We start from the raw sequence: 26625 nt of genomic DNA, 5'->3' as shown, positions 1-26625 counted from the left end.
GAGCGTATGGGGTGAATTTGGGGCTGTTTTTTCTGCAAGTGGCAGGCAACGGTGGTGGGCTTCATGTGTGCTATGTGTGATGATAAACAGTCGAGGCGTGTTGTGGGTGGGAGCACGGCGGGGTGGTCGCGCGGGCAGGAGTTCGGGGAGGGCGTGCGGCGGCTGGCTCCGCTGTGGGTGGGGATTGCGCCGTTTGGGATGATTTATGGCGTGATGGCAGTGGAGTGCGGGCTGGCGCCGTGGCAGGCGCAGGCGATGAGTTCGCTGGTGTTCGCAGGGAGTTCGCAGATTGTGTTGTGTCAGTTGCTGGCGGGGAATGCGCCGTTGGTGGTGATTTTTCTTACGGTGGGTGTCATCAATTTGCGCCATGTGCTTTATAGTGCGTCGTTGGCGCCAGTGCTGAAGTCCTTGCCTTGGTGGTGGAAGGTGTCGTTGGCGTATTTTTTGACGGATGAGGCTTACGCGACGACGCTCGGGCGTATGTTGAGAACGGATACGGAAAATGCTGGCGGAGGCGTGAGCGCGGATGGACGGGAGGGGAGGGATTTCCGGCATTGGTATTTGCTGGGGGGAGGCGTGGCGTTGTGGGTGTGCTGGCAGGTTTCGACGTTGGCGGGGATTTTGCTGGGACGGGGCATCCCGCCGGAGTGGGGGCTGGATTTTGCGATTCCGCTGACGTTTATCGCGATCGTGGTGCCGCGGGTGAAGTCGCGCGCGGATTGGGCGGCGGTGGCGGTGAGCGGGGTGGCGGCGCTGGTGTTTGCGACGTTGCCATTCAAATTGGCGTTGATCGTGGCGACGGTGCTGGGCGTGGGCGCGGGGGTGGTGTTGTCCAGAGGAAAGGTGGTGGGCGCATGAAGATTCTCGCGTTGTTTTTAGGCTTGGGGGCGGTGACGTTCCTGATGCGGTTTTCGTTCATCGGCCTGCTGGGGCGGCGTGAGTTGCCGGAGGGTTTTAAGGTGGGGCTCTATTTTGTGCCGTTGGTGGTTCTGACGGCGATCGTCGTGCCGGAGGTGCTGCTGACAGGCGAGGGTGGCGGGAGTGGTGGCTGGGGGGCGTTGCAACTGGCGCACCCGAAGGTGCCGGCGGCGTTGGCGGCGGTGTTCGTCGCGGCGTGGACGCGGCAGGTGTTGCCAACGCTGGTTACTGGCATGGGCGTGTTGTGGCTGGCCCGGTGGTTGATGGGGTGAATTGAACTGGATGGGTTGAATTTGAGAAAATGAACCAATATGGTTCAAAATTAGAAATTGAACCTATCTGGTTTTGATGATGTAGGTAAGGAATAGTCCCATGTCTTACATCGTGGTTATCGGTGATGTGATCCAGTCGCGCGCGATCCAGTCGCGCGGAACGTTTCAAGAACGTCTGAAAGGCGTGCTGAAGGAGGAAGCGCGTGTATCCAAAAAATTACTCGCATCTCCGCATACGTTAACCTTGGGGGATGAGTTTCAGGCGGTCTATCAGCGTGCGGAGGGATTGTTCGCCGGGTTGTTTCGGATAAAGGCGCGGTGTCATCCGGTGCGTATCCGGTTTTCAATTGCGTGGGGAGAAATCACGACGGCGATTAATCGCAAGCAGGCGCTCGAAATGGATGGTCCGGCTTTCCATCTGGCAAGGGAAGGGATGGAATTGCTGAAGAGGTCGGGTGGTGGGGTCGGGCTGGCTGGCGAGTTGCCTGGTGGTTCCGATTTGCGTAGCGCGTTAGTGGATATCCTGGCCGGGGTAATGGATGATTGGTTGCCCAACAGGTTGGAGATTTTGTGCGGATTGCTGGAGGATAGGGAGATCAAGGAGATGGCTGAGAGGTTGAGTGTTTCTGAATCCGCAGTGTATAAGAATATTCGCCGTGGTCGCTTGGAATCGTGGCGGAGGGTGATTGCCGGTCTGGAAGGGGAACTGGCTGAGCGTATGGAAAAAACAGGCGGGGCAGGAAACAAAGGAGAAATCAGGGTATGATCGAATCGAGACTCATTGTTTTTGCCGTGCTGGTTCTTTTGTTCCGGTGGTGTTTGTTGCCCGAAGTTGCCCCGATACGAAAAGCGGGGGCTGTTTGGTTGGCGGGGTTGCAGGTGTTGGCGTGGTGGGTGTTGTGGATGGGCGTGGGCATGCCATTCTGGCAATTGTGCGTGGGGGCGTTGGCGATGTTGTCCCCGTTGGTGTTGCTGTTGGAGCGTCGTAGGGGACTACGGGGGGAGCGTTCCGGGTTGCGCGTGTTGTTATTGGGTGTGGCGTTGGGGACGGCTTGTTTGTTCACGTGGTGCGAGTGGCGGGGAGCGTTTGAAGTGTCGTGGAGTATCCGAAATATAACTACTGGTGAGCACTTCATGGCGTGGTTTCAGAATGGCGGGCGGGCGTTTTTCGGCGCGGTTGTCTGGCTAGGGGGCGCTTTGGTTTGTCTTAAAGAGAACAATTTTTGCATTCGATGGCTGATGGGGCGGATTAGGGGGGGGGAGCAGGGTCGAGGGGGGGTGATCCAGGTGGGGACGGACAATGGACGGATCATCGGTTGTCTGGAGCGTCTTCTCGTCTATGTGCTGTTGTCGAATGGTCAGTTTTTGGCGGTGACGGCGGTGGTTGGGATCAAGGCATTGGCCCGGTTTAAACGTATGGAGGAGGATCAGGCTTTTGCTGAATATGTCATTATCGGCACGTTTGCTTCGCTCTTGTTGGCATGTGGGGCAGTTGCGTGTGTTCGTTGGTTGGGGAGTGGTGTTTGAGGGGACTATGAATGAGGTGTTTTCGCGTTTATGAATTACATGCAAACCAAGTCTCCTGACATTATCTGGATCGTGACGACGCAGTGGCGGGCGCAGGCGTGTGGTTACGCGGGGGATCCGAATGCGCGGACGCCGGGGTTGGATGCTCTGGCGGCGGTGTCGGTCAACTATGCGCAGGCAGTGACGCCGCATCCGTTCGGGCCGTTCGCACGGGCGGCGTTGTTGACGGGTGTGCCGTCGCCGGAAAATGGGGTGCGCGATTATTTTGATCCGCTGCCGGTGGAGGCGCGGACGGTGGCTCACGAGTTGCGGGAGCGGGGATACGGGACGGCGTTCTTCGGCAAGTGGCATTTGGCGCCGCGCGATCCGGGGGCGGCGTTGGTGGGGGAGGTTCATGCGCGGCAGTTCGTGCCGGTGGAGCGGCGGGGCGGGTTTGAGTTTTGGGAGGGGTTTGAGGGGGGGTTTTTACTCAATGATCCGTGGTTGCATGGCACGCGTTTGCCGGAGCCAGTGCAGGTGCACGGGTATCAGGCGGATGTGGTGTGCGGGCGGGCAGCGGAATGGTGGGGGCAGGGGGGGGGGGGGGAGGAGGGGAGGTTTTGCGTGGTGAGTCTGGAGGCGCCGCATCCGCCTTACGCGGCGGCGGTGCCGGAGGGGGTTGCGAGGAGGTTTGGGGCGGATGGCGCGGGGATCGTGCTGCCGGCCAATGTGCCGCTCGGTGGCGCGGTGGAGGCGCAGGCGCGACGTGAACTGGCGGGGTATTATGCGCATATCGAGGCGACGGATCGCGCGGTGGCGCGGTTGGTCGCGGCGGTCGATGCGACGGCGGTTGCGCAGGAGCGGGCGAGGCCGGTGATCGTGTTCACGTCGGTGCATGGCGACATGCACGGGGCGCACGGGTTGTTTCGCAAGGGCTGGCCATACGAGGAGAGTGTGCGGGTGCCGTTGTTGGTGCGCAGGCCGGGGGGGGGGGGAGACGTTCGGAGGAAGCGGTGTCGTTGCTGGATTTGCCTGTGATGACGCTGGCGTGGGCGGAGGGACGGGTGTGGCGTTGCGAACGCGAATGGGCGGACATCTCAATGCCGTCGGTGGTGGCCTTGCCCCACCAATGCGACCGTGTGTGGCATGGGCGGCGTTCGGCGGCGCGCAAGGAGGTTTTCGCGGGCGGTCAGCGCTGGTTGTCGTTTGACTTGCGAGCCGATCCGCTGGAAATGCGGCCTTGAGGGTTTGGGGATTTCAGCCGCTATGCGGCGACTTGGTGGAGCAGACCAGGATCAAACTGGCGACCTCATCGTTGCGAACGATGCGCTCTATCAACTGAGCTACTGCCCCAAAACAAGAGGCCGAGGTTTTGGGCGAACCGATGCAGAGAGTAAACACCTATTTTCAGGGATGTGCGGAATGGCGAAATGAAGGAGGGAGGGGGGGGGAGGGCCGGACGCGGTCAGGAGGCGGGGGCCATGATTTTCAGGCTGAGCGGACGCACGGTGATGTCGAGGCGGGGGCCGGTGGTTTCATAGACTTCGCCGTCGGTGTGGCAAACGAGAGGGACGCCATCAGTCGATTCGACCGTGAAATGAGCACCGGTGAGTTGCAGGACGTTGCGGCTGGCACGCAGCGTGCCGCAGCGCATGCGCAAGGCGAGGGGAAGGGCGTTCAAGGGATGGACGCGGCGGATGGCCGTCAGCATGAGGAGTCCGTCGTCAACGTCGGCGCCAGGGGCGATGTGAAACTCGTTGCCGTATTGCGAGGAGTTGGCCGCGGCCATGATGAAGGCGGGAAGTTCGTGCGTGACGGGGGAGGAGTTGTCCGTGCCCTCCGGATGAACGGTGACGCGGTAGTTTTTCTTTCGATATGAAAGCAGAGCGCCGCAAACGGTGCGCACGTAACCGGCGAGTCCGCGGCGGGTAAGGCGGTTGAAGCGGCTGCTGATCTCCACGTCGAATCCGAGGCCAACAACGTTGAGGAAGGGGTGGCGTCCGTTGACGAGGCCGGTGTCGATGGCGCGGGGGCGACCGGTCAGGAGTCCGGCAAGGGCGGCATCCGGGGCGCGCGGGAGGCCGAGGTGGCGGACGAGTCCGTTGCCAGAGCCGCGTGGGATGATGCCAAGCGTGGCAGGCGTGCCAATGAGGGCGGCGGCAATTTCGTTAAGCGTGCCGTCGCCGCCGATGGCCACGATGAGTTCGCAGCCGTCGGCCAGGGACTGGCGCGCGAGTTCGGTGGCGTGGTGGGGGCGTTCGGTGAGGACGAGCGTGGCGTCAAGGGCGTGGCGCGCAATGAAGTCGTGGATGATCCGGGTGACATCCTCACCGGAGCGATGCGCGCCAGAGCGAGGGTTGAGGATGAAGCGGAATTTCATGGGAAAATCATGGGAAGATTTTGGCGCGCGCGGGGGGGGGGGCTATTGGAAATTTTCGGCTTCGGCGAGGCGTTCGCCGGCCTGTTCCCATTCTTGGGTGGCGGCCTGGAGTTGATCGACGACGGCGGTGAGTTCGCGGTTGAGGTGGAGCGCCTTGCCGTGGTCGGCGTAGGTTTCGGGGGCTTCGAGCGCGGCGGTGAGTTCGTTTTGCTGGGTTTCCAATTCGGTGATGCGTTGCTCCAGTTTTTCGACTTCGTCGCGGAGTTTTTTGATTTGGTTGGGCGTGAGGCGGGAGGGGGGGGGGGAGGACTCCGGACGCCGGATGCCGGTCTCGGGGGGCTGGGTTTGCAGGGGGCGGGCGTCGGTGAAACCGGCGGTGAGGGCGGCGCGTTCGTTGGTGGCCTTGGATTTGTCGAGGTAGTAGTCGTAGTTGCCGGCGTAGGGTGTGAGGCGTCCGGAGTGGACGTGGAGGACGTTTTCGGCGAGGGAGCGGATGAAGTGAACGTCGTGGCTGATGAAGATGAGGGTGCCTTCGTAGTTTTTGAGCGCGCCGACGAGGGCGTCGATCGAGGCGATGTCAAGGTGCGTGGTGGGCTCGTCCATGAGGAGGAGGTTGGGCGGCTTGACAAGGAGGCGGGCAAGGGCGAGGCGGGATTTTTCGCCGCCAGAGAGGACGGAGACTTTTTTGTGGACGTCGTCTTTGCGGAAGAGGAAGGCGCCGAGGATGGCGCGGGCTTGTTGTTCGGTGAGGAGGTTTTCGTTGGTGCGAAGTTCCATCACGTTTTCGAAAACGGTGGCGGTGGGGTTGAGGTTATCGAGTCGGTTTTGCGCGAAGTAGCCGACTGTGACGTTGCTGCCGGGTTCGATTTCGCCGCCTTGGATGGGGATGGTGCCAGCGAGGATTTTGAGGAGGGTGGATTTGCCGGCGCCGTTGGGGCCGACGAGGACGATGCGTTGGCCGCGTTCGGCTGTGAAGTTGAGATCCCGATACACGATGTGGTCGCCGTAGGCTTGGCGGACGTTGCGTAGTTCGATGACTTTGAGGCCGGAGCGGGGGGGCTGGGGGAATTTGAAGTGGATGCGTTTGAGTTCTTCGGCGGGTTCGTCGATGGCGTCTTCGAGGAGGCGTTCGATTTGTTTTTCCTTGGATTTGGCGCGGGTGGCCATGGAGGCTTTGGCGCCGAAGCGGTCAACGAAGCGTTGGAGGTGGGCGATTTCGCGTTGTTGGTTTTTGTAGGCGGCGGCTTGCTGGTTTTTGCGGGCTTCTTTTTCGACGAGGAATTTGTCGTAGTTGCCGTCGTAGTAGTGGAGGGTGCCGCCGCGGAGTTCGAGCATGCCGGTGCAGAGGGCGTTCAGAAAGGCGCGGTCGTGGGAGATGACGACGAGGCCGCCGGGGTAACGGGTGAGGTAGTCTTGAAACCAGAGGAGGGCTTCGAGGTCGAGGTGGTTGGTGGGTTCGTCGAGGAGGAGGAGGGCGGGTTCGGCAACGAGGAGGCGGGCGAGGTGGGCGCGCATGACCCAGCCGCCGGAAAAGGTTTTGGCGGGTTTTTCGGCGTCGCCTTCTTTGAAGCCGAGGCCGGCAAGGATTTTGCGGGCGCGGGGTTCGAGGGTGTAGTCGATGTCCCAGTCGTCTTCGGTGGGTTCGAGTTTTTTGCCGCTGGTGGCGATGTGGAGGATGGTTTCGTCGCTGGCGGGGGCGCTTTCCTGGGGGAGGTAACCGAAGTCGGCGCCGCGTTCCCATTCGATGGTGCCGGTGTCGGGGCGTTCTTCACCGAGGATGAGGTTGAAGAGGGTGGACTTGCCCGCGCCGTTGGGGCCGACGAGGCCGAGGCGGTCGTCACGGGAAATGAAGAGCGACACCTCGGAAAATAATTCGCGGGTGCCGTAGGATTTGGAAACGTCGGCGATGGTCAGCATGTCAATGTGTGTGCGTGCGCGGGTGCTTGGACGTGCACGGTGAAAATGGAAACGTGCCAGCCAACGGGGGCGGGGGCGAGTGGTCAATGGCGGGGTTTTGTGCTCTCGCCATGCCGGGCGGTTTGCCGCAAAGGTCGGGGCGTTTTTTGCGTAACAATCCAGCCAGCATAACCGCGTAACATGAAAATCATCCGCTATCTCGACCGCCACGATCATCAAATTCACTTCGGCGCGCTCCATGCCGATCATGCCGGCCATGCCGACGGCAGCGGCGGCGTCGAACGACTGTCCGGCGACCTCTTCGGCACCGGCGCCAACGCATTGAAACCGACCGGCGAACGCGCCGATGTGGCAAAACTCCTCGCGCCGCTCGTGCCCGCGGGCATCCTCTGCATCGGTCTCAACTACCGGCGTCACGCCGAGGAAACGCACGCGCGGATTCCGGAGTTCCCGGTGCTCTTCATGAAAGGCGTCAACGCGCTCCAAAACCCCGGCGACCCGATCATGCTGCCGACGCATCTGCGTAGTGACGAAGTGGATTACGAGTGCGAACTGGCCGTCGTTATCGGCAGAACTTGCAAAAACGTCACCCGCGACCACGCGCTCGACTACGTGCTCGGCTACACGTGCGCCAACGACGTAAGCGCGCGCGACTGGCAGGTGAAGCGCGGCGGCAGCCAGTGGTGCCGCGGCAAGACGTTCGACACGTTTGCCCCGCTCGGCCCCGCCATCGTGACCAAGGACGAGATCCCCAATCCCAACGCGCTGAAAATCAGCACCACGGTCAGCGGCGAGGTTTTGCAGGACTGGACCACGAGCGACATGATTTTTGACGTGCCGGCGTTGATCGAATTTCTCAGCGGCAGCACCACGCTGCTCCCCGGCACCGTCATCCTGACTGGCACGCCGCACGGCGTCGGCATGGCGCGCAAGCCGCCCCGCTGGCTCCGGGCGGGGGACAAGGTGGTCGTTGAAATCGAAAAAATCGGACGCCTCGAAAATCCGGTGATCGCGGAATAACCAGGAGCGGCGGTTTCGACTCGCCACGTCCCGCCCGCTTCGCACAACCAACCCGTTTCCACGCACTCGCAAAACCCATTCCCATGACCTACACCCATCGCACAGCACTCATTACCGGCGCCGGACGCGGCATCGGCAAAGCCATCGCCGAGGTACTCGCCGCCAAGGGCGTCACCGTTATTTGTGTTTCCAAGTCCGCCGAGACTTGCGGCGCGGTTGCGCAGGCCATCAACGCCGCCGGGACTGGTGGCAAGGCGGTGGCCCGCGCGGTGGACGTTTCGGACGGCGCGGCGGTGGCGGCGGCGGCCGAGTCGCTGCTCAAGGAATTCGGCAAAATCGACATCCTCGTGAACAACGCCGGCATCACCCGCGACGGTTTGCTCGCCCGCATGAGCGAGGACGACTGGAACGCCGTCCTCCAGACCAACCTTTCGAGCTGTTTCCACTGGACCAAGGCCATCGGCTGGCCCATGTGCCGCAACCGCTGGGGCCGCATCGTCAACATCTCGTCCGTCTCCGGCTTGATCGGCAACGCCGGCCAGGCCAATTACGCCGCCGCCAAGGCGGGCATGGTCGGTTTCACCAAGTCGATTGCCAAGGAATTCGCCCGCCGCGGCGTCACCGCCAACGTCGTTGCCCCCGGTTTTATCAAGACCGACATGACCGCTGTCCTCAACGAAGAGGTGCAGAAAGGGGCCACCGCGCTCATCCCCATGCAACGCTTCGGCGAGGCCTCCGATATTGCCCACGCCGTGGCCTTCCTCGCCTCCGAAGAAGCCAACTATATCACCGGACAAGTTTTTACCGTTGACGGCGGCATGGCGATGTGACGCCTTCTCAACCTCTAGTTTTCATACACACATGGCCGACCAAAAAACCATCGAACAACGCGTTAAAGAGATCATCGTTAACCAGCTCAACGTGAACGAAGAGCAGATCACCCCGCAGGCATCGTTTCTGGATGATCTGGGCGCTGACTCCCTCGACACAGTCGAGTTGATCATGGCCTTCGAGGAAGAGTTCAAGGACGAGATCAAGGGCGAGATCCCTGAGTCTGATGCCGAAAAGCTCCGCACCGTCGGTCAGGTTATCGACTACATCACGGGCAAGGCTGCTCAGGTCTGAGCCTGACCTCAGCCGATCCGCTCTCCATTTCCCGCGCCCCGCCTTCACCGGCGGGGCGCGTTTTTTTTTAGGGCAATTTCAAGAAAGTCGTAGGCTATATCCTATTCGGTAGGGAGGTGTCGTCCCGCATATGGGGTGACAGGTGTCTCGCTAAAGGGGTGACAGGTGGAAAGACATGGGCTACCGCCGATCCAATCACCCGCAGAACCGAGTTCATCGCCATGAGTCTGCTACCTGAGAGTAATTTTTCCGAACTGTGCCGTCGGTTTGGACCGAGCCAGAAAACTGGCTACAAATGGCGTGCGAGAATTTGCGGCTGGCGGCTACGAGGCTCTGGTCGGGTGCGCGCGCAAGCGCACCCGGCGGGCCAACCAGACGCCGCAGGCCATTGAGCAGGCCGCGTGCGCAGTATCCGTTTTTGGGACCGCGAAAATTGCCGCCTCAGTTCAAGCTCTGCCCTCGCGCAGTGCCATAGCGCGTCTGCTCAAACGCGAAAATCTTGTTGCTTGGAGCGAGCGGCTGTCTCCGACAGTCGCGGCAACGGGCTCATGTGTGGTTTATCCTTGTTTCGGTAAATTTTTTTCATCTGGCATTTCTGAAGCTGACAACAGCCATTCATGCATGAAGAAAACAGTCCTCATGCATGACCAGTACCGACGTGAATCCCTCAACCGTCGTTCTCGGAATCTGACGGTATTGCACCCCTTCTTCATGCTCGAAACATTCAAGGCAACACGCCTTGCGAAAACCGGAATCTCCACAAAGCACTACGACCTCCACCGCATTGCGATGGTCATTCTCGACAAAGTGATCCTCGAAATGGGCAGCCCTGCCAAAGGTGCCACTTACACCCAGTTACTCGAAGCCACCCTGCCAACCCTGCGTGCCGCCAATCAAGACTGCACCGACCATGAAGCGGACATCCTGACAACCCTCGTCCTTGAGCACCTCTGCAACGAACAACAACGCACCGACTTCTCCGTCCGCTGGCAGTTCGAGAAAGACGACGGCACGATGGAATGGCTCGAACACCGCTTCAAAATCATCGATCCGCACGAAAGCCCGGAAAACGAAACCATCTACGACGCCAGCAACCAAGCCATCAACTTCTTCCTCTCCAGCCTCGAAGTGGAACTCGAAGCCAGCCAAGCCGCCCGCGACGCCGCCTACCAACACTACATGAAACGCGGCCGCTTTGAAGACGCCGCCCTCGTCGCCGAAGAATCCCGCAAACTCACCATTCAGTATCACACGAAAATCCGCCGCGCCCTCACCGCCATCGAACGCAACATCTTTGAAGTCGAGTACGTTCGCGACACCATGCCCATCATCAAAAACGCCCGGCAGCACATGAACGAACGCCTCGAGATCGACATCGCCCACATCACTGACATCGACCAGCGCCTCGAAACCACTACCGGCCCCGCCGCCTCGCACCTCCCGCACCTCCACCACATGCGCGGCATCTTCCAAAGCTCCCGACAACACAACATCACCCTCTTTCGCGAAATCATGGGGGCGCACGAAAAATTTCGTACCGAACAAACCCGCCAAAAATTCCGCCCGCGCTCCCCGCAAGCCATCTTCGACCCCCAGACCGACGCCCTCATCCCCGCCCTCAAGCACCCCATCGGCCCACTCCACGAATGGATTGAAAACAACACCCACCTCTTCCTCCCCCTCCAAATCCCCAAACCACCCGACCACGCCGATCTCGTTAACAAACACCTCCTCAATCCCCCCCCCTCCCCTCCTGCCCCCGAAGACACCGCCCCCGAACGCATCGAAGAACAACCCGCTCGCGAACGCTTCACTAAACACGACATTGCCGCCGCCCGCTCCCTCATTGAAAACCTCCCGCACAATCACCCAACCACCCTCCAAAACCTCCTCACCGAAGGCCGCCGCCAAGGCCTCTCCGATAACGCGCTCCATCACCTCAGCCTCAAAATCCTCCAATGGTTCGCCGAAGACGCCCCCATTCGCGTGACCAACATCCCCGAAGACACCACCCCAAATCCCGACGCCCTCAACAACCGCAACCTCGACGACCCCATCTTCCACGGAGACAACCTCGCCATTCACCGCCCCCCCCCCGTTGACAAAACATGAACTGCACATCCGAAGAAATCCACCACGCTGCGCAACTCATCGCCTACGCCCTCTCTCCCAAAAACCGCCCTGCAGCCCAACCCGAATACGCAACCCTCATCAACGAATACCGCACCATTGCCGGCGTCCGCGAAGCCGCCACGCAAATCGCCTCCGGCCTCAAACTCGAACTCATTGACGAAGCTGCCGACGCCCACGGCCTCATCATACAAGTTCACCCCGGCAGCAACTTCGCCCCCACCCTCAAAGACTTTCGCGCCACCCGCTCCCCCGACGAACGCATTGCCTACGGACTCCTCTTCTTTGTCATCGCCGCCTACATCTATCCCAACAAACAAACCCTTGCCGACGACGCCACCTCCCTTGGTGCCCGCGTCCGCATCACCGAACTCGTCGAATACGCCAAAACCACCTGCGAACACCTCCGCGCCACCCTCCCCACCGAAGACACTGCAAGCGCCCACCTTCGCCCCGGCTACGACCACCTCCTCTCCTATCGCGAAAACGCCGCCAACACCCGCGAACAAAAAAACCTCCACGCCATGACCAAAGCCCTCGTTCAATATTTTCACGACGAAGGCATCTTCCGCCGCGAACCCGACCCCCTGCATCCCGGCGACTACATCTATTTTGCCCGACCCCACTACCGCATCCAAGTGCGCGCCATGGTCCGCGAAGCCAGCACCTACCTTCAAAACGCCTTCAACCAAGCCCAGGAACTCACCCAAAACCACACGCCCTGACACGCCCTGACGTCCCCCCCCCCCTTCCAGACAACCACAAACACCCTCAAACAACATGGCCCGCCTCAACCGCCTGCACCTCACGGGACTCGGCCTCGACTCCGCCCGCTTCAACCCTGTCACCCTCGACTTTCGCGACGCCACAGGAGCCCCCACCCACACCGTCATGTGGCTCCGCAACGGCGGCGGCAAAACCACCCTCCTATCCTTCCTCTACAGCACCCTCCTCCCCCACGCCCACGACTGGCTCGGACGCCACAACGGACGCCAGACCGACATCTACGAATACCTCCGCGAACGCCAGACAGGCTACATCCTCCTCGAATTCGACTTCCCCACCCTCGGCACCCGCCGTGTCATTGGCCAAGCACTACGCCGCAACTCATCCTCCAGCCGCGACAAAACCCGCATCTTTTTCACCTTCCGCACCGACGGCCCCCTCGCTTGGGACGCCATCCCCCTCACCGGCCTCGCTCCCAACCCCGTCACCTCCCTCGACCACTTCCTCCAGCACCTCCAAAACCTCTCCGAAAACGCCAAACCTGACACCATCGCCTTCTACAAAACCACCCATCAAGCCGACTGGCGCGAACACCTCGAATCCATCGGCCTCGACCCCGAAATCTACCGCACCCACCTCCTCATGAACGCCGACGAAGGAGGCCTCCTTAAATTCTTCGACTTCAAAACCCCCGAAACCTTTGTCGAAAAGCTCCTCGACATGGCTTACGAAACCCCTCCCCCCCCCGAAAACCTCGCCGACGAAACCCAACCCGCCGACGACATCAGCCAGACCATCGACACCTTCCGCCAACGCTCCCACGCCCGCCCCGACCTCAACGCCACCGCCACCTTCTGCAAAACCGCCATCGCCGCCCTCACCGCCTTCAAAACCGAACTCGACATCGTTGCCCAACACCAACGCCAACGCCTTGCCTACCGCCAACGCGCCACCCGTTTCCTCCACGCCGTCACCGAACACATCACCCGACTCCAGACCGACATCACCGCCCGTGAAGCGGAAATGCAAATCAGCGAAAACGCCAAAAGAACCGCCACCGCCGAAAAACAACAAAACCGCACCTGGCAAAAAACCTACGAACGCCACCAAAAACTCCTCACCCTCGCCGAAGCCGAAACCGCCCTCCACGACGCCAGACGACAACTCTCCGAAGCCAAAACCTGGCACGCCGCCCTCACCGCCGCCCACCGCCAAAAACAAATCAAAACCTGCGAAACCCAAATTGCTCAATTCCTCAGCCAAAAACAAACGATCGAACAACAACACGCCCCTGACCGCCAACTCCTCGAACGCCTCGGACGCAGCCTCCTCACCCTGCTCAAAACCCGCATCTCCCAAATCGAAAAAAGCATCGCCGATCTAAGCGCGGAAAAAAAACGCCTCGGCGAAGAAAACACCACTCTCCAAAATCAAAAAAACCAGCAAACCAGCGACGAATCCGCCGCCCGCACCAAACTCGACGCCAACGAGGAATTTTTCGAAACCCTCGAAACCGAACGCCAACGCCTGCAAAACGACGGCATCCTGCAAGCCCCCTCCGAAACCGGAGCAGATGCCATCACCCGCTGGGGCAAAGTCGCCGAAGGCCACGAAAAACACTCCGCCCAATGCGCCGCCGACATCGAGAAAAACGAAACCCTCATTCGCGAACGTCGTGTAGAACTGAATACAAAAAAAGACGAACGCCAGACCACCCTTTCCCGACTCTCCGAACTCGGTGCCCAGCTAGCTCAGATCGACAACCAGGCAACCCAACTACGCAAGGACCCTGAAATCATCCGCGAACTTGGCGACCCCACCTTTGATCCCACAAGCACCGACCCCGCCAAAACCCTGCAAGCCCTCCACAACCCCGCACTCGCCACCACCCTCCAGACACGAATCAACGAACACCACCAAGCCCTCCTCGCCAAAAACCTCGAAGGAGCTGCCGACCGCCGCATCATCGGCCACTGCGAAACCCACCCCGGCGACACCTTTCCCCCTCCCTCCGGCGTCGAGAACACCCTGAAAAAACTCCGTGCCGAAAACGTCACCTCCGCACTTCCCGCCTACCAATGGCTCGGCCAAAACTGCCAAATCAGTGACGCCCTCCAACACCTTGCCAACCACCCAGCCCTCTACTCCGGCATCATCATCCAAAACCCCGACCAACTCAAAGCCGCCCGATCCCTTGTTGCCACCGATGCCACCGACCTCCCCATCCTCCTTGCCACCCCTGATGACATTGCCTCCCCCCCCCCTCCCCATCCCCACCGACACGTTATTCTCCCCGAAGAAAAAGGATTTTTTAACGCCGAAACCGCCAAAATAAATCTAGGCCGAGTCCGGAATCGCGCTGGAAAAAACGACGAGGAAATCCGACAACTGTACAAAGACCACCGCGCCACCACGGACACACACGCGCGCCTTGCGGATTTCATAAAAAACCACCCCGCTGCCGCTGTATCCGAAAAACGGATCGAACACCAAAAACTCAAAGACCTCGAAACCCGCCAGCAGCAAGCCATTGAAACCCTCGACAACGGGATCACCAAGCTCGACGAAGGTACCAGAAAACTCCGCGAACAAAAATCACACCACGACATCACCGCCCGCACCCTCCGCAACCAACAGCAACAAGCCCGCAATTTTGTCACCAGTTACGAACAAAAAATCCCCGCCAAACGGGAAGAAGCGGCACAACTCGAAGCCAAACTTCGGATACTCGCGCAGGCCCAGGAAAAAACCAGACACAGCCTTCAGAAAATCAAAGACCGCGTCCCCCAAATCGACGAAGCAATCATTCAGAAAAATTCCGACCTCCAAAAAATCGACAGCCAAAAACGCGCTCTCCCCGAGCAATACATCGGCCTCGATCCCGAACCCGATGCTGGCGACGACATCGACAGTCTCTATCAACGCTTCAACACGCTCCGCCAAAGTTACGAACAACGCGTCAAGGCCGACTACTACGACGGAAAAATCGAAGGCGAACAGGACAAGATCGACACCCTGAAAACCGAGCAGGAACGCGACCCCGTCAAGCCCCCGCAAGACGACATCAATCTTGCCCTGCAAGAACCCGACCTTCTCCGCGCCATTGAAAACCAAAACAAACAAGTTGCCACCGCAGACAGGACTGCCGCCATTCGCGAAAACGAAAAAAACGCGGCGGAAAAAGAAGCTCCTCCCCCCCTTACCCGCGCACAAACCCTCGCTGAACAATTTCACCCCACACTCGGAAACCCCAAAAATTCCGAACAAGCCAAAACCAACGCGCAACATTGCGCGGACGCAGCCCAACAATCCGAAGCCAGCGAACAGGACGCCGATGCAAACCTCGGCCGCATCCGCCCCATCCTCAACGACCTCAAAGGTAAGCGAGGCCGTTATGATCAAATTCCGCCCATTCTCGAACGCCTCGTGGACAACGAAGAAACCGAAGCTCCCACAAACGATTTCTCCGACGACGACGTCGCTGATTACGAAATCGCCAAAACCCTCGCCAACGATTATGACACCTGTCAAAGCGACCTCGGCAAAGCCCAGGAAAAAGCCAAGGAAATCTACGCCGACCATTACCTCACCCTCTTTAACCACCCCGAACTCATTGGCCGCACCATCAATCTCGTTGAACAATTTCGCATCATCCCCCGTGCGGAAATCGAGTCACGTATCGAAGAATTAATTACAGAACTCAGGGACCACGCCGCCTCCATCGACGACGAACTCGCCTCCTTTGAAGGCAACCGCCAGAACGTCCTCAAACTCATGGACGACTGCGAACGCCAGGCCGCCTCCGTCCTCCGCGCTGCCGTTGCCCGCAGCATCATGCCCGAAAACATGGACGTCTGGGCCGGCCAACACTTCCTCCGCATCAACATCCCCCAAAAAAATGACACCGCCGAACGCCGCGTTCTTCTCGACAAAACACTCTCCGAATGGATCGACCCCAAGAACCCGAAAACCATCCCCACCGGAGCCAAGCTCGCCTACCATTGCCTCATCGCCATTGCCGGACGCGGCCAGATCGACGTCAAAATTCTGAAACCCGAATACACCCTCCGCCTCGGCCATCACGACATCCTCAAACTCAAAAACTTTTCCGGCGGCGAACAAGTCACCGCCGCCATCATTCTCTACTGTATCATCGTAAAACTCCGCGCCCAACGCCGTGCCCGCGCCACCAGCCTGCTCGAAGACTCCGGCTTCCTCCTCCTCGACAACCCGCTCGGCAAAGCCAACCTCCCCGACTTCGTTGACCTGCAAGTCAACATGGCCACCCGCATGGGCGTCCAATACATCTGCGGCACCGGCATCGACGACTTCAACGCGCTCGCCGGCTTCCCCAAAATCATCCGCATGAGAAACACCTCCATCAACCCCGACACCGGAGCCAACATCGTCGAAGTCGTCAGCACCGAGGAACACCAACACGACCCCAACACCCTGCGCGTCGCTTCGTTTGGAAAAAGCATGTCCCCCCCCCCTCCGACCACACACACAGGGATAACTGACACCGACACATGACAAAACGTGAGCAGGATTTTTTGACTCGGATGAAGCGCGCCGCAGACGGCCGTCTCACCCTCGAACTGGCACAAATCCAAGACTGTTTTTTTCGTGCCAATCCAGACCTGCAAACCCACATCACTGCGCGCAAACAACTCGCCCTTGCGCTCAAAACGCTTGCCGACGCCCAACAGATCACATTGCCCGCAACCTCAACATGCTTCGATCGCACCGCCCTCCCCCCCCTCCCTAGCTTCGTCCGTTTTCCGTCCGCAAACACCGCGATAAACACCGCTCCCACTTTCGATCACCGCACATTTCCGTGGACACTGCCGATGAGTTTTATCGCTTCGTTCCGGAACCCGCCGGACGCTACCGAGCTGCTTGCGCTCAATGAATTTTTCCGCCGCCCCGATGCCGCCACCCGGCCCCTTGTTCCCGTCAAGGAACGCTCTTACGAAATCTTCAAAAACGAAAAACGCCTCGAAACACTCCTTGACGGCCAACTCGGAAAACCCGGACGTCTGACACTCGATCAACTGCGCTGCTACATAGTGCCCTTGGTGCCCGTTCACCTGACATTTCCCGAAGCCTCCGGTGACGTCATCATCGTCGAAAACGAAGCCACATTTGACACCATTGCCCGTTGGAACCGTGACCACCTGCAATTCCGTTTTGTCGTGTATGGACGTGGCAAAGAAGCGCAGAAGATCAGTCATTTTCTCCTGCACCAGATCGCGCATCCAAGAATCCGTTATTTTTATTTTGGAGACATCGACCGCAGCGGCATCCTGATACCGTGGAACCTCTCGCGAACCCTCAAAAACGAAGGAGCCGCCACATTGTCACCCGCCGGGGCATGTTACCGGATGTTGCTCCGGCAAGGAGCAACGAATCCTCCCTTGCCAGATCCGGATGCCGGACAGACACCTGTTGTCGAGATCGGAAAAGCGGACTGGAAACAGGCATTGAACTGGTTGTCTCCCGACCTGATCGCACCAGTCGCCTCCTTGCTGGCAACCGACCAACGCATCGCGCAGGAGGCAACGGGCTGGGAACAGTTCCAGCACATATCAAGCTTGGTTTGATTTTAACTGAAGCGAGCACATCAAGACAGGCGGTCGAACCGGTGCGAGTGACGCTGATTCCTGAGCGGAGTCGATAGGCTCTTTCAAATCGAGGATGTTCAAATGATGACGACATGACGTCCGTTTTCTCGCAAGTCGATGAGCACCTTGAGTGCTTCGCCGAGCGCATCGGAGGCGAGCGTCCCCAAATCTTCGTCAATGAAAAGGGCATCAAGCCGGATACCTCCGAAGTCACTTCCGAAAAGACATTTCAAAAACACTCATCTCTCATGCTCGACAACGAAGGCTGACTAATGCCGCCCGGAATACCGCCGGCAACGGCATTCCGGGCACGTTCGAAAAACCAGGCGCGGACTTGGGACTGGAACAAAAGAGGCTGTTGTTCCGGTTGGCATGTTTTCCGCTAGAAGAGCGGCAAATCCATGTTGCATCTGATTAGCGAACCCGTTGCCACGCCCGACCTCACGCTGCCGGAAATCCCGGTGCGTGTTGACCGGTTGCGATTGGCCCGGCGCCTCTGGCGCGCAATGGCGGAGGACGGCACGGAATTCGGCTGCGAACTGACCGCGCCGTTGCGCGATGGAGACACACTCTGGCAGACGAACGCCGCCACGCCGGGTGACTGCGGGGGGGGGGGGGACGGTTATGTGGTGCGTTATGTGGTGCGTCAGGAGCCGGAGGCGGTGCTCGAAATCCCGCTCGATGTCGCGTCTTCGGCGGCGGCGGGCATTGGGTGGGCGATCGGAAATCTGCACATGGAATTATCCGCCGAGGCCACGCGCCTGCTCACTCCCGACGACCCGGCGACGCGCCAGTTGCTGGAGCGAATCAACGTGCCGTTCCGCGCGACGCGGGCTGTATTTCGTCCGGGGCGCTTCGTGCGTGGCGGTGCGGGTGGGGGAGCCGCGTCGTTCGTTCAGGAACTTGGGACGGGCCACAAACATTGAGCGGACAATGACCACGACAATGACCAACACGCCAAACCACGGAGGGCGGGTCTCCCGACCCGCCGGACGCGGCGCAGCCGCGCCTTCCGATCTCGGATGGGCGAGCCTCGCGGACGCTCGACTCGTCGGCGGGTCGGGAGACCCGCCCTCCACTATTTCCATTCCTTGGCTGGCTGGGATGCTCCAGGCATCGGATTCGTTTTATCCAACCGGGTCCTACGCGCACTCGTTTGGATTGGAGGGATTGACGCAGGAAGGCGTGGTGGGCGACCGCGAGACGTTGCGGGAATTTTTGTTGCATTCGGTATTGCCGACTTTGAGGCAGGCGGACTTGCCACTGACCGCGCATGCATGGCGGGCGCTCCCCCCCCCCCCCCCCGGCCCGGACTGGGAACGCGTGGGCGAATTGTGCGAACTCTCCGCCGCGCTCAAAACCGCCAGCGAAGCGCGCTCCGCGGCAGAAAATATCGGACGCCAGCGGTCCGAACTCGCGGCCCTCTTGCACGGCGGCGGCGCGTCGCTGGCCGCGGAATTTTGCGCGCGGGCGGCCCGTCACGGCTGGCCGCATTCGCCGGCGGTGGCGGCGGCGCTGGAGGCGCGCATTCTGGGCGCACCGCTGGAGGCGGCGTTGGCGACCGTGTTTTATTCGACCATTGCCGGACTGCTCGCGGCGGCGATGAAACTCCTGCGCATCGGCCAGAACGGATGCCAGACCTTGCTCGCCGAAATGCTCACCCATGCCCCCCGCACAATCGAAGCGGCGCGGAGCGTGCCTGCGGACGCAATCGGCTGGTTCAACCCCTGGCTCGACACCGCCGCCGCCCGCCACGAGCAATCCCCCGCCCGCCTCTTCATCTCCTGACCCCGAACCCGATCCTTTCTTCTAACCACACATGCACACCCACGCACACGCTCCCCAACACCGCCGGCCGCCGCGCATCGGCGTGGGTGGTCCCGTCGGTTCAGGCAAGACGATGCTCTGCCTCAAACTCTGCCAGCGGATGCGCGAGCGTTACTCGATGGCGGTCGTCACCAACGACATTTACACGCTGGAGGACGCGCAATTTCTGCAACGCCAGGCCGCGCTCCCCGCGGAGCGTATTGCCGGAGTGGAGACAGGCGGCTGCCCGCACACCGCGATCCGCGACGACACCACGATGAACGAGCAAGCCATCCGCGCCTTCGAACAAAAATTCCCCGACCTGCAACTCGTGCTCGTGGAGAGCGGCGGCGACAACCTCTCCGCCACGTTTTCGCCCGAACTGGTCGATGCCTTCATCTACGTGATCGACGTCGCCGAGGGGGACAAAATCCCTCGCAAGGGCGGTCCGGCCATCCGCCACAGCGACCTGCTCATCATCAACAAAATCGACCTCGCCCCGCTCGTCGGCGCGGACCTCGATGTGATGGCGCGTGACGCGGGCGTCCAGCGCGCCGATGCGCGCGGCGGGGTGCGTCCGTTCGTGTTTTGCGACCTGAAACGCGAGCACAACCTCGAAACCGTCATTGCCTGGATCGAGCGCGAGGTGCTTTTTTCCGCTGCCGCTGCTGCTGCCGCCGACGGTGCCGCCGCTGCTGCTGTTCGTTCATGATTAGCGGACACCTTGACCTCCACGCCTGGCTTGATGCCGCGGATGCCGGACGCACGGTGCTGGCGCGTCAGTCGTTTCGAGCGCCGTTTCACCTCGGCAAACCTTACCGCGACGAGTGCACGGGCGTGCTGATGGTGCAGGTCGTCAATCCGACCGCCGGCATTCTTTCCGGCGACGAATTGCGGAGCACGATCACGGTTGGCGAAGGCGCGGCGCTGCTTGTCACGACGCCAAGCGCCACCCGCATATTCACGATGCCCGAAGGCCGGGCCGCCGCCGTGAGCCGCCAGCGATTCACGGTCGAGTCGGGCGGCTGGCTGGAGTTTTTGCCCGAACCGCTGGTGCCGCATCAGCACAGCCGTTTCCGACAGTTTACGGAGCTGGAGGTGGCGGGGGGGGGGGGGGCATTGTTCGCCGATTTCCTGATGCCGGGCCGCATTGCGCGCGGCGAAGCGTGGGCGTGGGATTCCCTTCTTCTTGACCTCACCGTGCGCGTCGGCGGACGCCTCGTGTTGCGCGAACGCCTCGACCAGACCGGCCCTGATCTCCGCCGCCTCGCCGCGCTTGCCGGCGGGGGGAACGGCGTGTGTCTGGGCAACCTCGTGCTGGTGTCGCCCGCGCTCGAAGACAGCGACACCAGGGGGGGGGGGGGGAGGGAGGACTGGTGCGCGCAAATCACCCGGCTGCACAATCGCGCCGCCGGCGTATGGGTGGGCCTGAGCCGCCTGCGTCTGGCCGGATGTTGGAGCCTGCGCCTCGTTGCGCCCGACGGCGCGCGTCTGCGGTCAACCGTGGCCGAAGTCCGCCGCATCCTGGCCCGCGTGTTGCCTCCGCTGGGCGCGGAGTTGCGCAAACTGTAACAACGCAGCGACGACGGGGGGGGAGGAAGCGAGCGACGGAGGACGTGATTTTTGTTTAGCCGCGCCCGATTTCGCTTTCCCTGTCGATTCGATGCAACAGGCCGCGACACACATCCACATCAAAGGCGCACGGGAACACAACTTGAAGAACCTTGAGTTGCGCATTCCCCGCGGACGCCTCGTGGTCATCACCGGCCCCAGCGGCTCCGGCAAGTCGTCGCTCGCCTTCGACACCCTCTACGCCGAGGGATACCGCAAATACATGGAGTCGCTCTCCACGCAGGCCCGCCAGGTCCTCGAACAACTCAAGCGTCCCGACGTCGATTTCATCCACGGCCTCTCGCCCGTCCTCGCCATCGAGCAGCGCACTGGCGGCGGTTCCCCGCGCAGCACCATCGCCACCGTCACCGAAATCGCCGACTACGCCCGCCTCCTCTGGGCACTCCACGGCGAGCAACGCTGTCCCAAGGACGGCGGCCGTGTCGTGCAACGCTCGCTCGATGACAACGTTGCCCGCATCCTCCGCGACGTGCCCGGCCAGCGCATCATGCTGCTTGCTCCCGCCATCAAGGCCCGCCCCAGCGTGCTCCGCGAAGAACTGCCCCGGCTCCGTCAGCGCGGCTTCCTGCGCGTGCGCATCGACGGCGAAATCAAAACCCTCGACGACCCCCGCCTCATCCCGACGGGCACGCGCGAGCTTGAAGTGGACCTCATCGTGGACCGCCTTGTGGCCAGCGAGGACCAGCGCAGCCGCCTTGCCGATTCGCTCGAACTGGCTTTCCGCGAGGGGCGCGACCGCGTCATCCTCCTCGCGCAAAGCAATGCCGCCGATCCCTGGACTGAACACCACCTGAGCCAGTCGCTGGCGTGCGAAGTCTGCGGCGATGTGTTTGAGAAACTCACGCCGCGGCATTTTTCCTTCAACCACTCCGAGGGCGCTTGTCCCACGTGCGGGGGGATCGGACGCAAGTTGCGTTTCGTGCCGGAGTTCATCGTGCCCGATCCGGAAAAGTCGGTCCGCGGGGGCGCGATCAAACCGTGGCGCATCGGGGGAAAAAATCTCATCATCAAACACAACGCCCTCCTCAAACAGCTCGCCGAACAACTCCCCTACGACCCCGAAACCCCTTGGAAAGACCTCCCCGAAAGCACCCGCAACACGATCCTGCACGGCGCGGGCGAGCGTCTGTTTGCCTTCAAATTGAAACGGATGCGTGAGCCTCGCGCCATGCCGTTCGCGGGCGTCATCGCGGACTTGGAGGAGAGCTTCCGCGAGACCGACAGCGACGGCTTCCGCGCTCGCCTCATGACCTACATGATCAGCGACGAATGTCCCGAATGTCACGGCGTGCGATTGAACGCCCGCAGCAGTGCCGTCACCGTGGCGCGGGCGTCCCGCCCGCATCCGAGTCCGAGTGGCGCGGGCGAAACGCCCGCGCCACGCGTAGGGGCTTCGCTTGCGAAGCCCGCGTATGCAGAAGACGGCATCAAATGGCGTGCGCGGGCGTCGCAAGCGACGCCCCTACCTGCGGGCGAGACGCCCGCGCCACTCCCCCCCCCCCTCGCCATCACCGATTTTTTCCGACTCGACGTAGCCGCGGCGCACGCCCTCGCCACCGAACTTTCGGCCACGCTTTCCGCCAACGAAGCCCTGCGTGAAATCGTCACCGGCATCGAACACCGCCTCCGCTTCCTCCTCGAAACCGGCCTCGGTTACCTCACGCTCGACCGCGACTACGACACACTCAGCGGCGGCGAAGCCCAGCGCGTGCGCCTCGCCACCCAACTCGGCATGGGCCTCATGGGTGTCATCTACGTGCTCGACGAACCCAGCATCGGCCTCCATCCGCACGACAACCGGAAACTCCTCGACACCCTCCGCGAACTCCGCGACCGCGGCAACACTGTCGTCGTTGTCGAACACGACGAGGACACGATGCGCATTGCCGACGAAATCATCGAACTCGGCCCCGAAGCCGGCACCGAGGGCGGACGTATCCTCTTTCAAGGTACACCCGCCGCGCTCAGCGCCGCCCCCGCCCGCCAGACGCGCACCGGCCCCTATCTCGCGCGCAAAATCTCCATCACCAACGACGCTGGCAACAAACCGCCCGACGGCGCTTTCCTCACCGTGCGCGAAGCCCGCGCCAACAACCTGCGCGGCATCGACGCCCGCTTCCCCGCCGGCCTCCTCACCTGCGTTACCGGCGTCTCCGGCTCCGGCAAGAGCACCCTCGTCAACGACATCCTTGCCGCCGCCGCCGCGCGCAAGCTCAACGGCGCGACCAAAATCCACCCCGCTCCCCACCGCGCCATCGAGCACCTCGATTTCTTCGAAAAACTCGTGCAAGTGGACCAGTCGCCGATTGGCCGTTCGCCGCGCTCCAATCCCGCCACCTACACCGGACTGCTCGACTTGTTGCGCGATCTTTTCGCGCAAGTCCCGCTTGCCAAGGTGCGCGGTTACAAGGCCAGCCGTTTCTCGTTCAACGTGCGCGGCGGACGTTGCGAACGCTGCCAGGGCGACGGCGTCATCAAGCTCGACATGCAATTCATGGCCGATGCCTACGCGCCATGCCCCAGTTGCGAGGGACGCCGCTTCAACCGCGAGACGCTCGAAATCCTTTTCCACGGCCAGTCCATTGCCGACGTTCTCGCCATGACCGTGCGCGACGCGATCGACCTTTTTCGCAACATCCCGCGCGTGATGGACAAGCTCGCCACGCTCGACGCCGTCGGCCTTGGTTACCTCACGCTCGGCCAGTCCGCCACGACGTTGAGCGGCGGCGAGGCGCAGCGGTTAAAACTTTCGCTTGAGCTGAGCAAACGTCAGCAAGGCGCCACGCTCTACATCCTCGACGAACCAACGACAGGCCTGCACTGGGTGGACATCCAGCACTTGATGGACTTGCTCTTCAAACTGCGTGACGCGGGCAACACGTTGATCGTGATCGAGCACAATCTCGACGTCATCAATATAGCCGACTGGCTCATCGACCTTGGACCCGGTGGCGGCTCCGCGGGCGGCGAATTGATCTACGCCGGCCCGCGTCCCGGCATCGAGCAGGAGCCGCGCAGCCTCACCGGCCAGGCGTTGAAACGTTGGCGCGCAGCCGGGGCCAGAAATATTTGATCTGCAAAAATTAGAGAGATTTCATTTAAGCTGTAGCCATTTGATACCTGGTAGGGAGGCCTTTGTGCCCTCTGCCGAGGGCAGCCCTTCGGGCCATCGCCTTCGGCGATGCCATCTCCGCGCTGCTGCGCTCCGTCCGAGGCCTCCGCCGTGCGTAGTGTGAGCATGCGAAATTCATAGGTAGATGGAGCGTGGTTTCGGAGGCCTCGGAGAGGCCTCCCTACCGTTAAGACAACGGCTACATCTCAACTTAAAATGCTCTAATTTGGAATTGCGGAGGGATGGGGCGTGCCGACGCGGACGATGCGGAGCGGGGGGGGAGGGGGGGGAGGGGCGTGCTGGATTTTGTCTCCGGGTGAACTCGCCTGTTCGCCTGAGAGAATGAGTTAGGATTCGCCACAGGGTTTGTCGTGTTCAACCTGCATGGCGTTATGCCGCCCTGTTTCTTTTCATTCCCATTTGTTCACGCCTGGTTGGTTTCGGTTCTGGTGCGCGCCGCGCATCATTTGAACACCTTCCTTTTTGGCCTCTTGCTTGCCGCGCTTCTCATGTTCGCCGGCAGTGACGGTGTGGCGGCTGAGACTCCATCAGAACCGGCGTCTGCCGGAGCGAACGCGCCGTTGATCGTCCTTAAACTGGACGACATGAAGGCGCACGAGGGCAAGGTGCCTCCTCGTTGGCAACGGATCGCGGCTTTCGCCGTCGAACGAAATGTGAAGCTCTCCATCGGGATCATCTGCAATTCGCTCGTTGCGGATAATCCGGATTATTTTGATGGCCTGAAAAAAATCGCCGCCAGCGGTCTGGTCGAATTTTGGAACCACGGTTACACGCATAAGAGTTGGATGGAGGGTGAGGTTAAGTTCACGGAGTTTTCCCAGAGCAGTTATGAGAAACAGCTCGACTCGTTACTCCGCGGGCAGCGTCTCGCGAAGGAAAAGCTGGGGATCACGTTTGGTGCCTTTGGAGCGCCTTTTAATGCGACCGATGCCACGACCGCCCGCATGTTGGCGGAGGTCCCCGACATCCGCGTCTGGTTGTATGGAAATAGCAAGGACACCGCTGGCAAATTCGTGGCGCGCCGGGTGGGCTCCGTGAACATCGAAAAACCCGTTCACAAACCGAATCTCGCCGCGTTGATGAAGGGCTTCGAGTCGGAGATGCGCAAGGAGCCCCGGCCTCGTTATTTTGTCATTCAGGGGCATCCGGGCGGCTGGGATGACGACAAGTTCGAGGAGTTCGTTCGCATCGTGGATTATCTGGCGGAGCGCGGCTGCAAATTTGTGCTCCCATCCGAACTGCCGTCTTTGATTTCTCCGTGATTGGGGGGGGGGGGGGGAGGGGAGGGGGACTGTCGAATTTTATGTCAGGTGGCGCGGTCGTATTGTTCGAGTGTCACGAGGTTGGTCAGCGGGCGGCGGGCAAGGTAGTTCTCGACGTTTTGCAGGGCGACGGTGCCGATGCGCGGCATCATGTCGTTGGTGGGGCCGGCAATGTGCGGCGAATAAATCGCACCGGGCTGTTTGCGCCAGGGGGAATCCGCCGGCACGGGTTCGATGGTCAGGACATCAAGCGCCGCCTGGAGACGCCCGGAACGGACTTCGCGCAACAAGGCGGTTTCGTCCACGAGATGGCCGCGGGCCACGTTCACGAAAAGCGCACCGTCGGGAAGTCGAGCCAGCATGGCGGCGTCCACGCATTGCGTGTTCGCGGGCGTGAGGGCCTCGCATTCGAAGAGCACGTCCCTGCCGGTAAACAGTTCGGACAGCGAAGCGGCCGGGTGCATCCCGGCCGCGCGGATGACGTCGGCGGGGACGCCCGTGGAAAAACAGGCGATGTCGTCGGTGAAGGGCCGCAGCAGGGACGCCAGCGCGCGAGCCACACCGCCGCAGCCGTGCACGCCGATGCGACGCCTGAAAAGTGTTCTTGTATCCGAATTTGTGATACGCATCTTGTTCGCGGACGCCACGCTCGCTTCCCCCATCCATGCGGGAGCGCGGCGCAGCGCGGAGAGGGCGAGCAGGAGGGCGTGTTCGGCAACTTGCTCGGCGACCTGACCGCCCCAGTTGGTGACGAGTCCGCCGCGTTCGAGAAACGCGCGCGGCACTTTTTGACGGACGCTGCCGGCAAGATGGCAAATGTAGCGCAGCGGACAGGCCTCGTTGTCAACGCCATCGCCGTTGCTGCCATTGATCCAGTCGGCAGGGAGCGGCGGTGTGCGCCATGCGGATACGAGCACTTCGGGCCGGACGTCTTCGAGCAAGGCGCGCCATGCGGCGGGTTCGGCCCTGGTCGGTAGTGTTTCAGGAAATACACAATCAGCGTTAGCGAACGTTTCTGGAATGGAAAAACCGGGAATGAAAAGCTCCTGCTCGCGCCGGACGATGGCGAAAAGAACTCGTGATTGGGCCGGCGCCGCGCAAGCGCGGGCTGGGGAGGGAGGAGGAACAACGATAGGTTCAGCGATCATTAGATTTACAGGTGCGTTTCGGCGGG

24 protein-coding genes and 1 tRNA gene are annotated in these 26625 nt (G+C 61.2%); 20 read left to right on the top strand and 5 right to left on the bottom strand.

Going from position 1 to position 26625, the window contains the following annotated elements:
* The first annotated feature begins 153 nt into the window (after positions 1-153).
* The 3 genes from OBACDRAFT_RS04125 (at position 154) to OBACDRAFT_RS04115 (ending at position 1956) form a co-directional block, all read left to right on the top strand.
* Positions 154-858: an AzlC family ABC transporter permease gene (locus OBACDRAFT_RS04125; protein WP_198529845.1), complete on the top strand. Its 705-nt coding sequence runs from the start codon at positions 154-156 to the stop codon at positions 856-858.
* Positions 855-1190: an AzlD domain-containing protein gene (locus OBACDRAFT_RS04120; RefSeq protein ID WP_043583036.1), complete on the top strand. Its 336-nt coding sequence runs from the start codon at positions 855-857 to the stop codon at positions 1188-1190. Before OBACDRAFT_RS04125 ends, OBACDRAFT_RS04120 begins: the two co-directional genes overlap by 4 nt.
* Positions 1191-1290: 100 nt before the next feature.
* Positions 1291-1956: a SatD family protein gene (locus OBACDRAFT_RS04115; RefSeq protein ID WP_043583033.1), complete on the top strand. Its 666-nt coding sequence runs from the start codon at positions 1291-1293 to the stop codon at positions 1954-1956.
* On the opposite strand, the gene OBACDRAFT_RS27900 is transcribed toward OBACDRAFT_RS04115, so the two are convergent.
* Complete coding sequence (locus OBACDRAFT_RS27900) at positions 1946-2326, bottom strand: hypothetical protein (protein ID WP_198529844.1); 381 nt, start codon at positions 2324-2326, stop codon at positions 1946-1948. The two genes, OBACDRAFT_RS04115 and OBACDRAFT_RS27900, sit on opposite strands and share 11 nt — an antisense overlap.
* Here OBACDRAFT_RS27900 and OBACDRAFT_RS27895 point away from each other — a divergent pair.
* From OBACDRAFT_RS27895 to OBACDRAFT_RS04100, 3 genes are read left to right on the top strand one after another with little or no spacing between them, the layout of a single operon-like run.
* Positions 2325-2717 carry a hypothetical protein gene (locus OBACDRAFT_RS27895; protein ID WP_157836915.1) on the top strand — a complete coding sequence of 131 codons (393 nt, stop codon included), beginning with the start codon at positions 2325-2327 and terminating at the stop codon, positions 2715-2717. The genes OBACDRAFT_RS27900 and OBACDRAFT_RS27895 overlap by 2 nt on opposite strands.
* A gap of 39 nt (positions 2718-2756) precedes the next feature.
* Positions 2757-3734: a sulfatase-like hydrolase/transferase gene (locus tag OBACDRAFT_RS04105; protein ID WP_157836914.1), complete on the top strand. Its 978-nt coding sequence runs from the start codon at positions 2757-2759 to the stop codon at positions 3732-3734.
* Complete coding sequence (locus tag OBACDRAFT_RS04100; protein ID WP_043583030.1) at positions 3734-3940, top strand: hypothetical protein; 207 nt, start codon at positions 3734-3736, stop codon at positions 3938-3940. The genes OBACDRAFT_RS04105 and OBACDRAFT_RS04100 overlap by 1 nt, the downstream gene beginning before the upstream one ends.
* Before the next feature lie 33 nt (positions 3941-3973).
* On the opposite strand, the gene OBACDRAFT_RS04095 is transcribed toward OBACDRAFT_RS04100, so the two are convergent.
* The 3 genes from OBACDRAFT_RS04095 to OBACDRAFT_RS04085 form a co-directional block, all read right to left on the bottom strand.
* Positions 3974-4049, bottom strand: a tRNA-Ala gene (locus tag OBACDRAFT_RS04095).
* A 112-nt stretch (positions 4050-4161) separates the two neighbouring features.
* The gene (locus OBACDRAFT_RS04090; protein WP_043583029.1) at positions 4162-5076 is read right to left on the bottom strand and encodes a diacylglycerol/lipid kinase family protein; all 915 of its coding nucleotides are present in this window, start codon (positions 5074-5076) and stop codon (positions 4162-4164) included.
* A 42-nt stretch (positions 5077-5118) separates the two neighbouring features.
* The gene (locus tag OBACDRAFT_RS04085) at positions 5119-6993 is read right to left on the bottom strand and encodes an ABC-F family ATP-binding cassette domain-containing protein (RefSeq protein ID WP_043583027.1); all 1875 of its coding nucleotides are present in this window, start codon (positions 6991-6993) and stop codon (positions 5119-5121) included.
* 180 nt (positions 6994-7173) lie between these two features.
* Here OBACDRAFT_RS04085 and OBACDRAFT_RS04080 point away from each other — a divergent pair, with 180 nt between their 5' ends.
* The 14 genes from OBACDRAFT_RS04080 (at position 7174) to OBACDRAFT_RS04020 (ending at position 25451) form a co-directional block, all read left to right on the top strand.
* Positions 7174-8013: a fumarylacetoacetate hydrolase family protein gene (locus tag OBACDRAFT_RS04080; RefSeq protein WP_043583026.1), complete on the top strand. Its 840-nt coding sequence runs from the start codon at positions 7174-7176 to the stop codon at positions 8011-8013.
* An 83-nt stretch (positions 8014-8096) separates the two neighbouring features.
* On the top strand, positions 8097-8843 hold the full coding sequence (fabG, locus tag OBACDRAFT_RS04075) for a 3-oxoacyl-[acyl-carrier-protein] reductase (RefSeq protein WP_052361064.1): 747 nt from the start codon (positions 8097-8099) through the stop codon (positions 8841-8843).
* Between the two features lie 31 nt (positions 8844-8874).
* Entirely contained in the window at positions 8875-9138 is a 264-nt protein-coding gene (gene acpP / locus OBACDRAFT_RS04070) for an acyl carrier protein (RefSeq protein ID WP_043583024.1), read from the top strand.
* Positions 9139-9759: 621 nt separating this feature from the next.
* Positions 9760-11250 (top strand): hypothetical protein, encoded by a 1491-nt coding sequence (locus OBACDRAFT_RS04065; RefSeq protein WP_043583023.1) that lies wholly within the window; start codon positions 9760-9762, stop codon positions 11248-11250.
* Positions 11247-11993 (top strand): hypothetical protein, encoded by a 747-nt coding sequence (locus OBACDRAFT_RS04060; protein WP_043583022.1) that lies wholly within the window; start codon positions 11247-11249, stop codon positions 11991-11993. The genes OBACDRAFT_RS04065 and OBACDRAFT_RS04060 overlap by 4 nt, the downstream gene beginning before the upstream one ends.
* A gap of 55 nt (positions 11994-12048) precedes the next feature.
* Complete coding sequence (locus OBACDRAFT_RS04055) at positions 12049-16527, top strand: coiled-coil domain-containing protein (protein WP_043583021.1); 4479 nt, start codon at positions 12049-12051, stop codon at positions 16525-16527.
* Entirely contained in the window at positions 16524-17597 is a 1074-nt protein-coding gene (locus tag OBACDRAFT_RS04050) for a Wadjet anti-phage system protein JetD domain-containing protein (RefSeq protein ID WP_081721798.1), read from the top strand. The genes OBACDRAFT_RS04055 and OBACDRAFT_RS04050 overlap by 4 nt, the downstream gene beginning before the upstream one ends.
* A 113-nt stretch (positions 17598-17710) precedes the next feature.
* Positions 17711-17887 carry a hypothetical protein gene (locus tag OBACDRAFT_RS27890; RefSeq protein WP_157836913.1) on the top strand — a complete coding sequence of 59 codons (177 nt, stop codon included), beginning with the start codon at positions 17711-17713 and terminating at the stop codon, positions 17885-17887.
* A gap of 132 nt (positions 17888-18019) precedes the next feature.
* Positions 18020-18544 carry an urease accessory protein UreE gene (locus OBACDRAFT_RS04045; RefSeq protein ID WP_043583019.1) on the top strand — a complete coding sequence of 175 codons (525 nt, stop codon included), beginning with the start codon at positions 18020-18022 and terminating at the stop codon, positions 18542-18544.
* 19 nt (positions 18545-18563) lie between these two features.
* Entirely contained in the window at positions 18564-19406 is an 843-nt protein-coding gene (locus OBACDRAFT_RS04040; protein ID WP_081721801.1) for an urease accessory protein UreF, read from the top strand.
* A gap of 31 nt (positions 19407-19437) precedes the next feature.
* Positions 19438-20136, top strand: a complete 699-nt coding sequence (gene ureG, locus OBACDRAFT_RS04035; protein WP_052361062.1) for an urease accessory protein UreG — start codon at positions 19438-19440, stop codon at positions 20134-20136.
* The gene (locus OBACDRAFT_RS04030) at positions 20133-20996 is read left to right on the top strand and encodes an urease accessory protein UreD (protein WP_043583013.1); all 864 of its coding nucleotides are present in this window, start codon (positions 20133-20135) and stop codon (positions 20994-20996) included. The genes ureG and OBACDRAFT_RS04030 overlap by 4 nt, the downstream gene beginning before the upstream one ends.
* A 91-nt stretch (positions 20997-21087) precedes the next feature.
* Positions 21088-24129 carry an excinuclease ABC subunit UvrA gene (locus tag OBACDRAFT_RS04025; RefSeq protein ID WP_043583012.1) on the top strand — a complete coding sequence of 1014 codons (3042 nt, stop codon included), beginning with the start codon at positions 21088-21090 and terminating at the stop codon, positions 24127-24129.
* A 506-nt stretch (positions 24130-24635) separates the two neighbouring features.
* Positions 24636-25451: a DUF2334 domain-containing protein gene (locus tag OBACDRAFT_RS04020; RefSeq protein WP_232766624.1), complete on the top strand. Its 816-nt coding sequence runs from the start codon at positions 24636-24638 to the stop codon at positions 25449-25451.
* Between the two features lie 44 nt (positions 25452-25495).
* On the opposite strand, the gene OBACDRAFT_RS04015 is transcribed toward OBACDRAFT_RS04020, so the two are convergent.
* The gene (locus tag OBACDRAFT_RS04015; protein ID WP_043583011.1) at positions 25496-26599 is read right to left on the bottom strand and encodes a hydroxyacid dehydrogenase; all 1104 of its coding nucleotides are present in this window, start codon (positions 26597-26599) and stop codon (positions 25496-25498) included.
* Positions 26600-26625 lie beyond the last annotated feature (26 nt).

This window comes from Geminisphaera colitermitum TAV2 (assembly GCF_000171235.2).
Classification (GTDB): Bacteria; Verrucomicrobiota; Verrucomicrobiia; order Opitutales; family Opitutaceae; genus Geminisphaera; species Geminisphaera colitermitum.
Note: the sequence above shows the minus strand (reverse complement) of the source record. Positions and strands in the feature narration are given on the sequence as shown.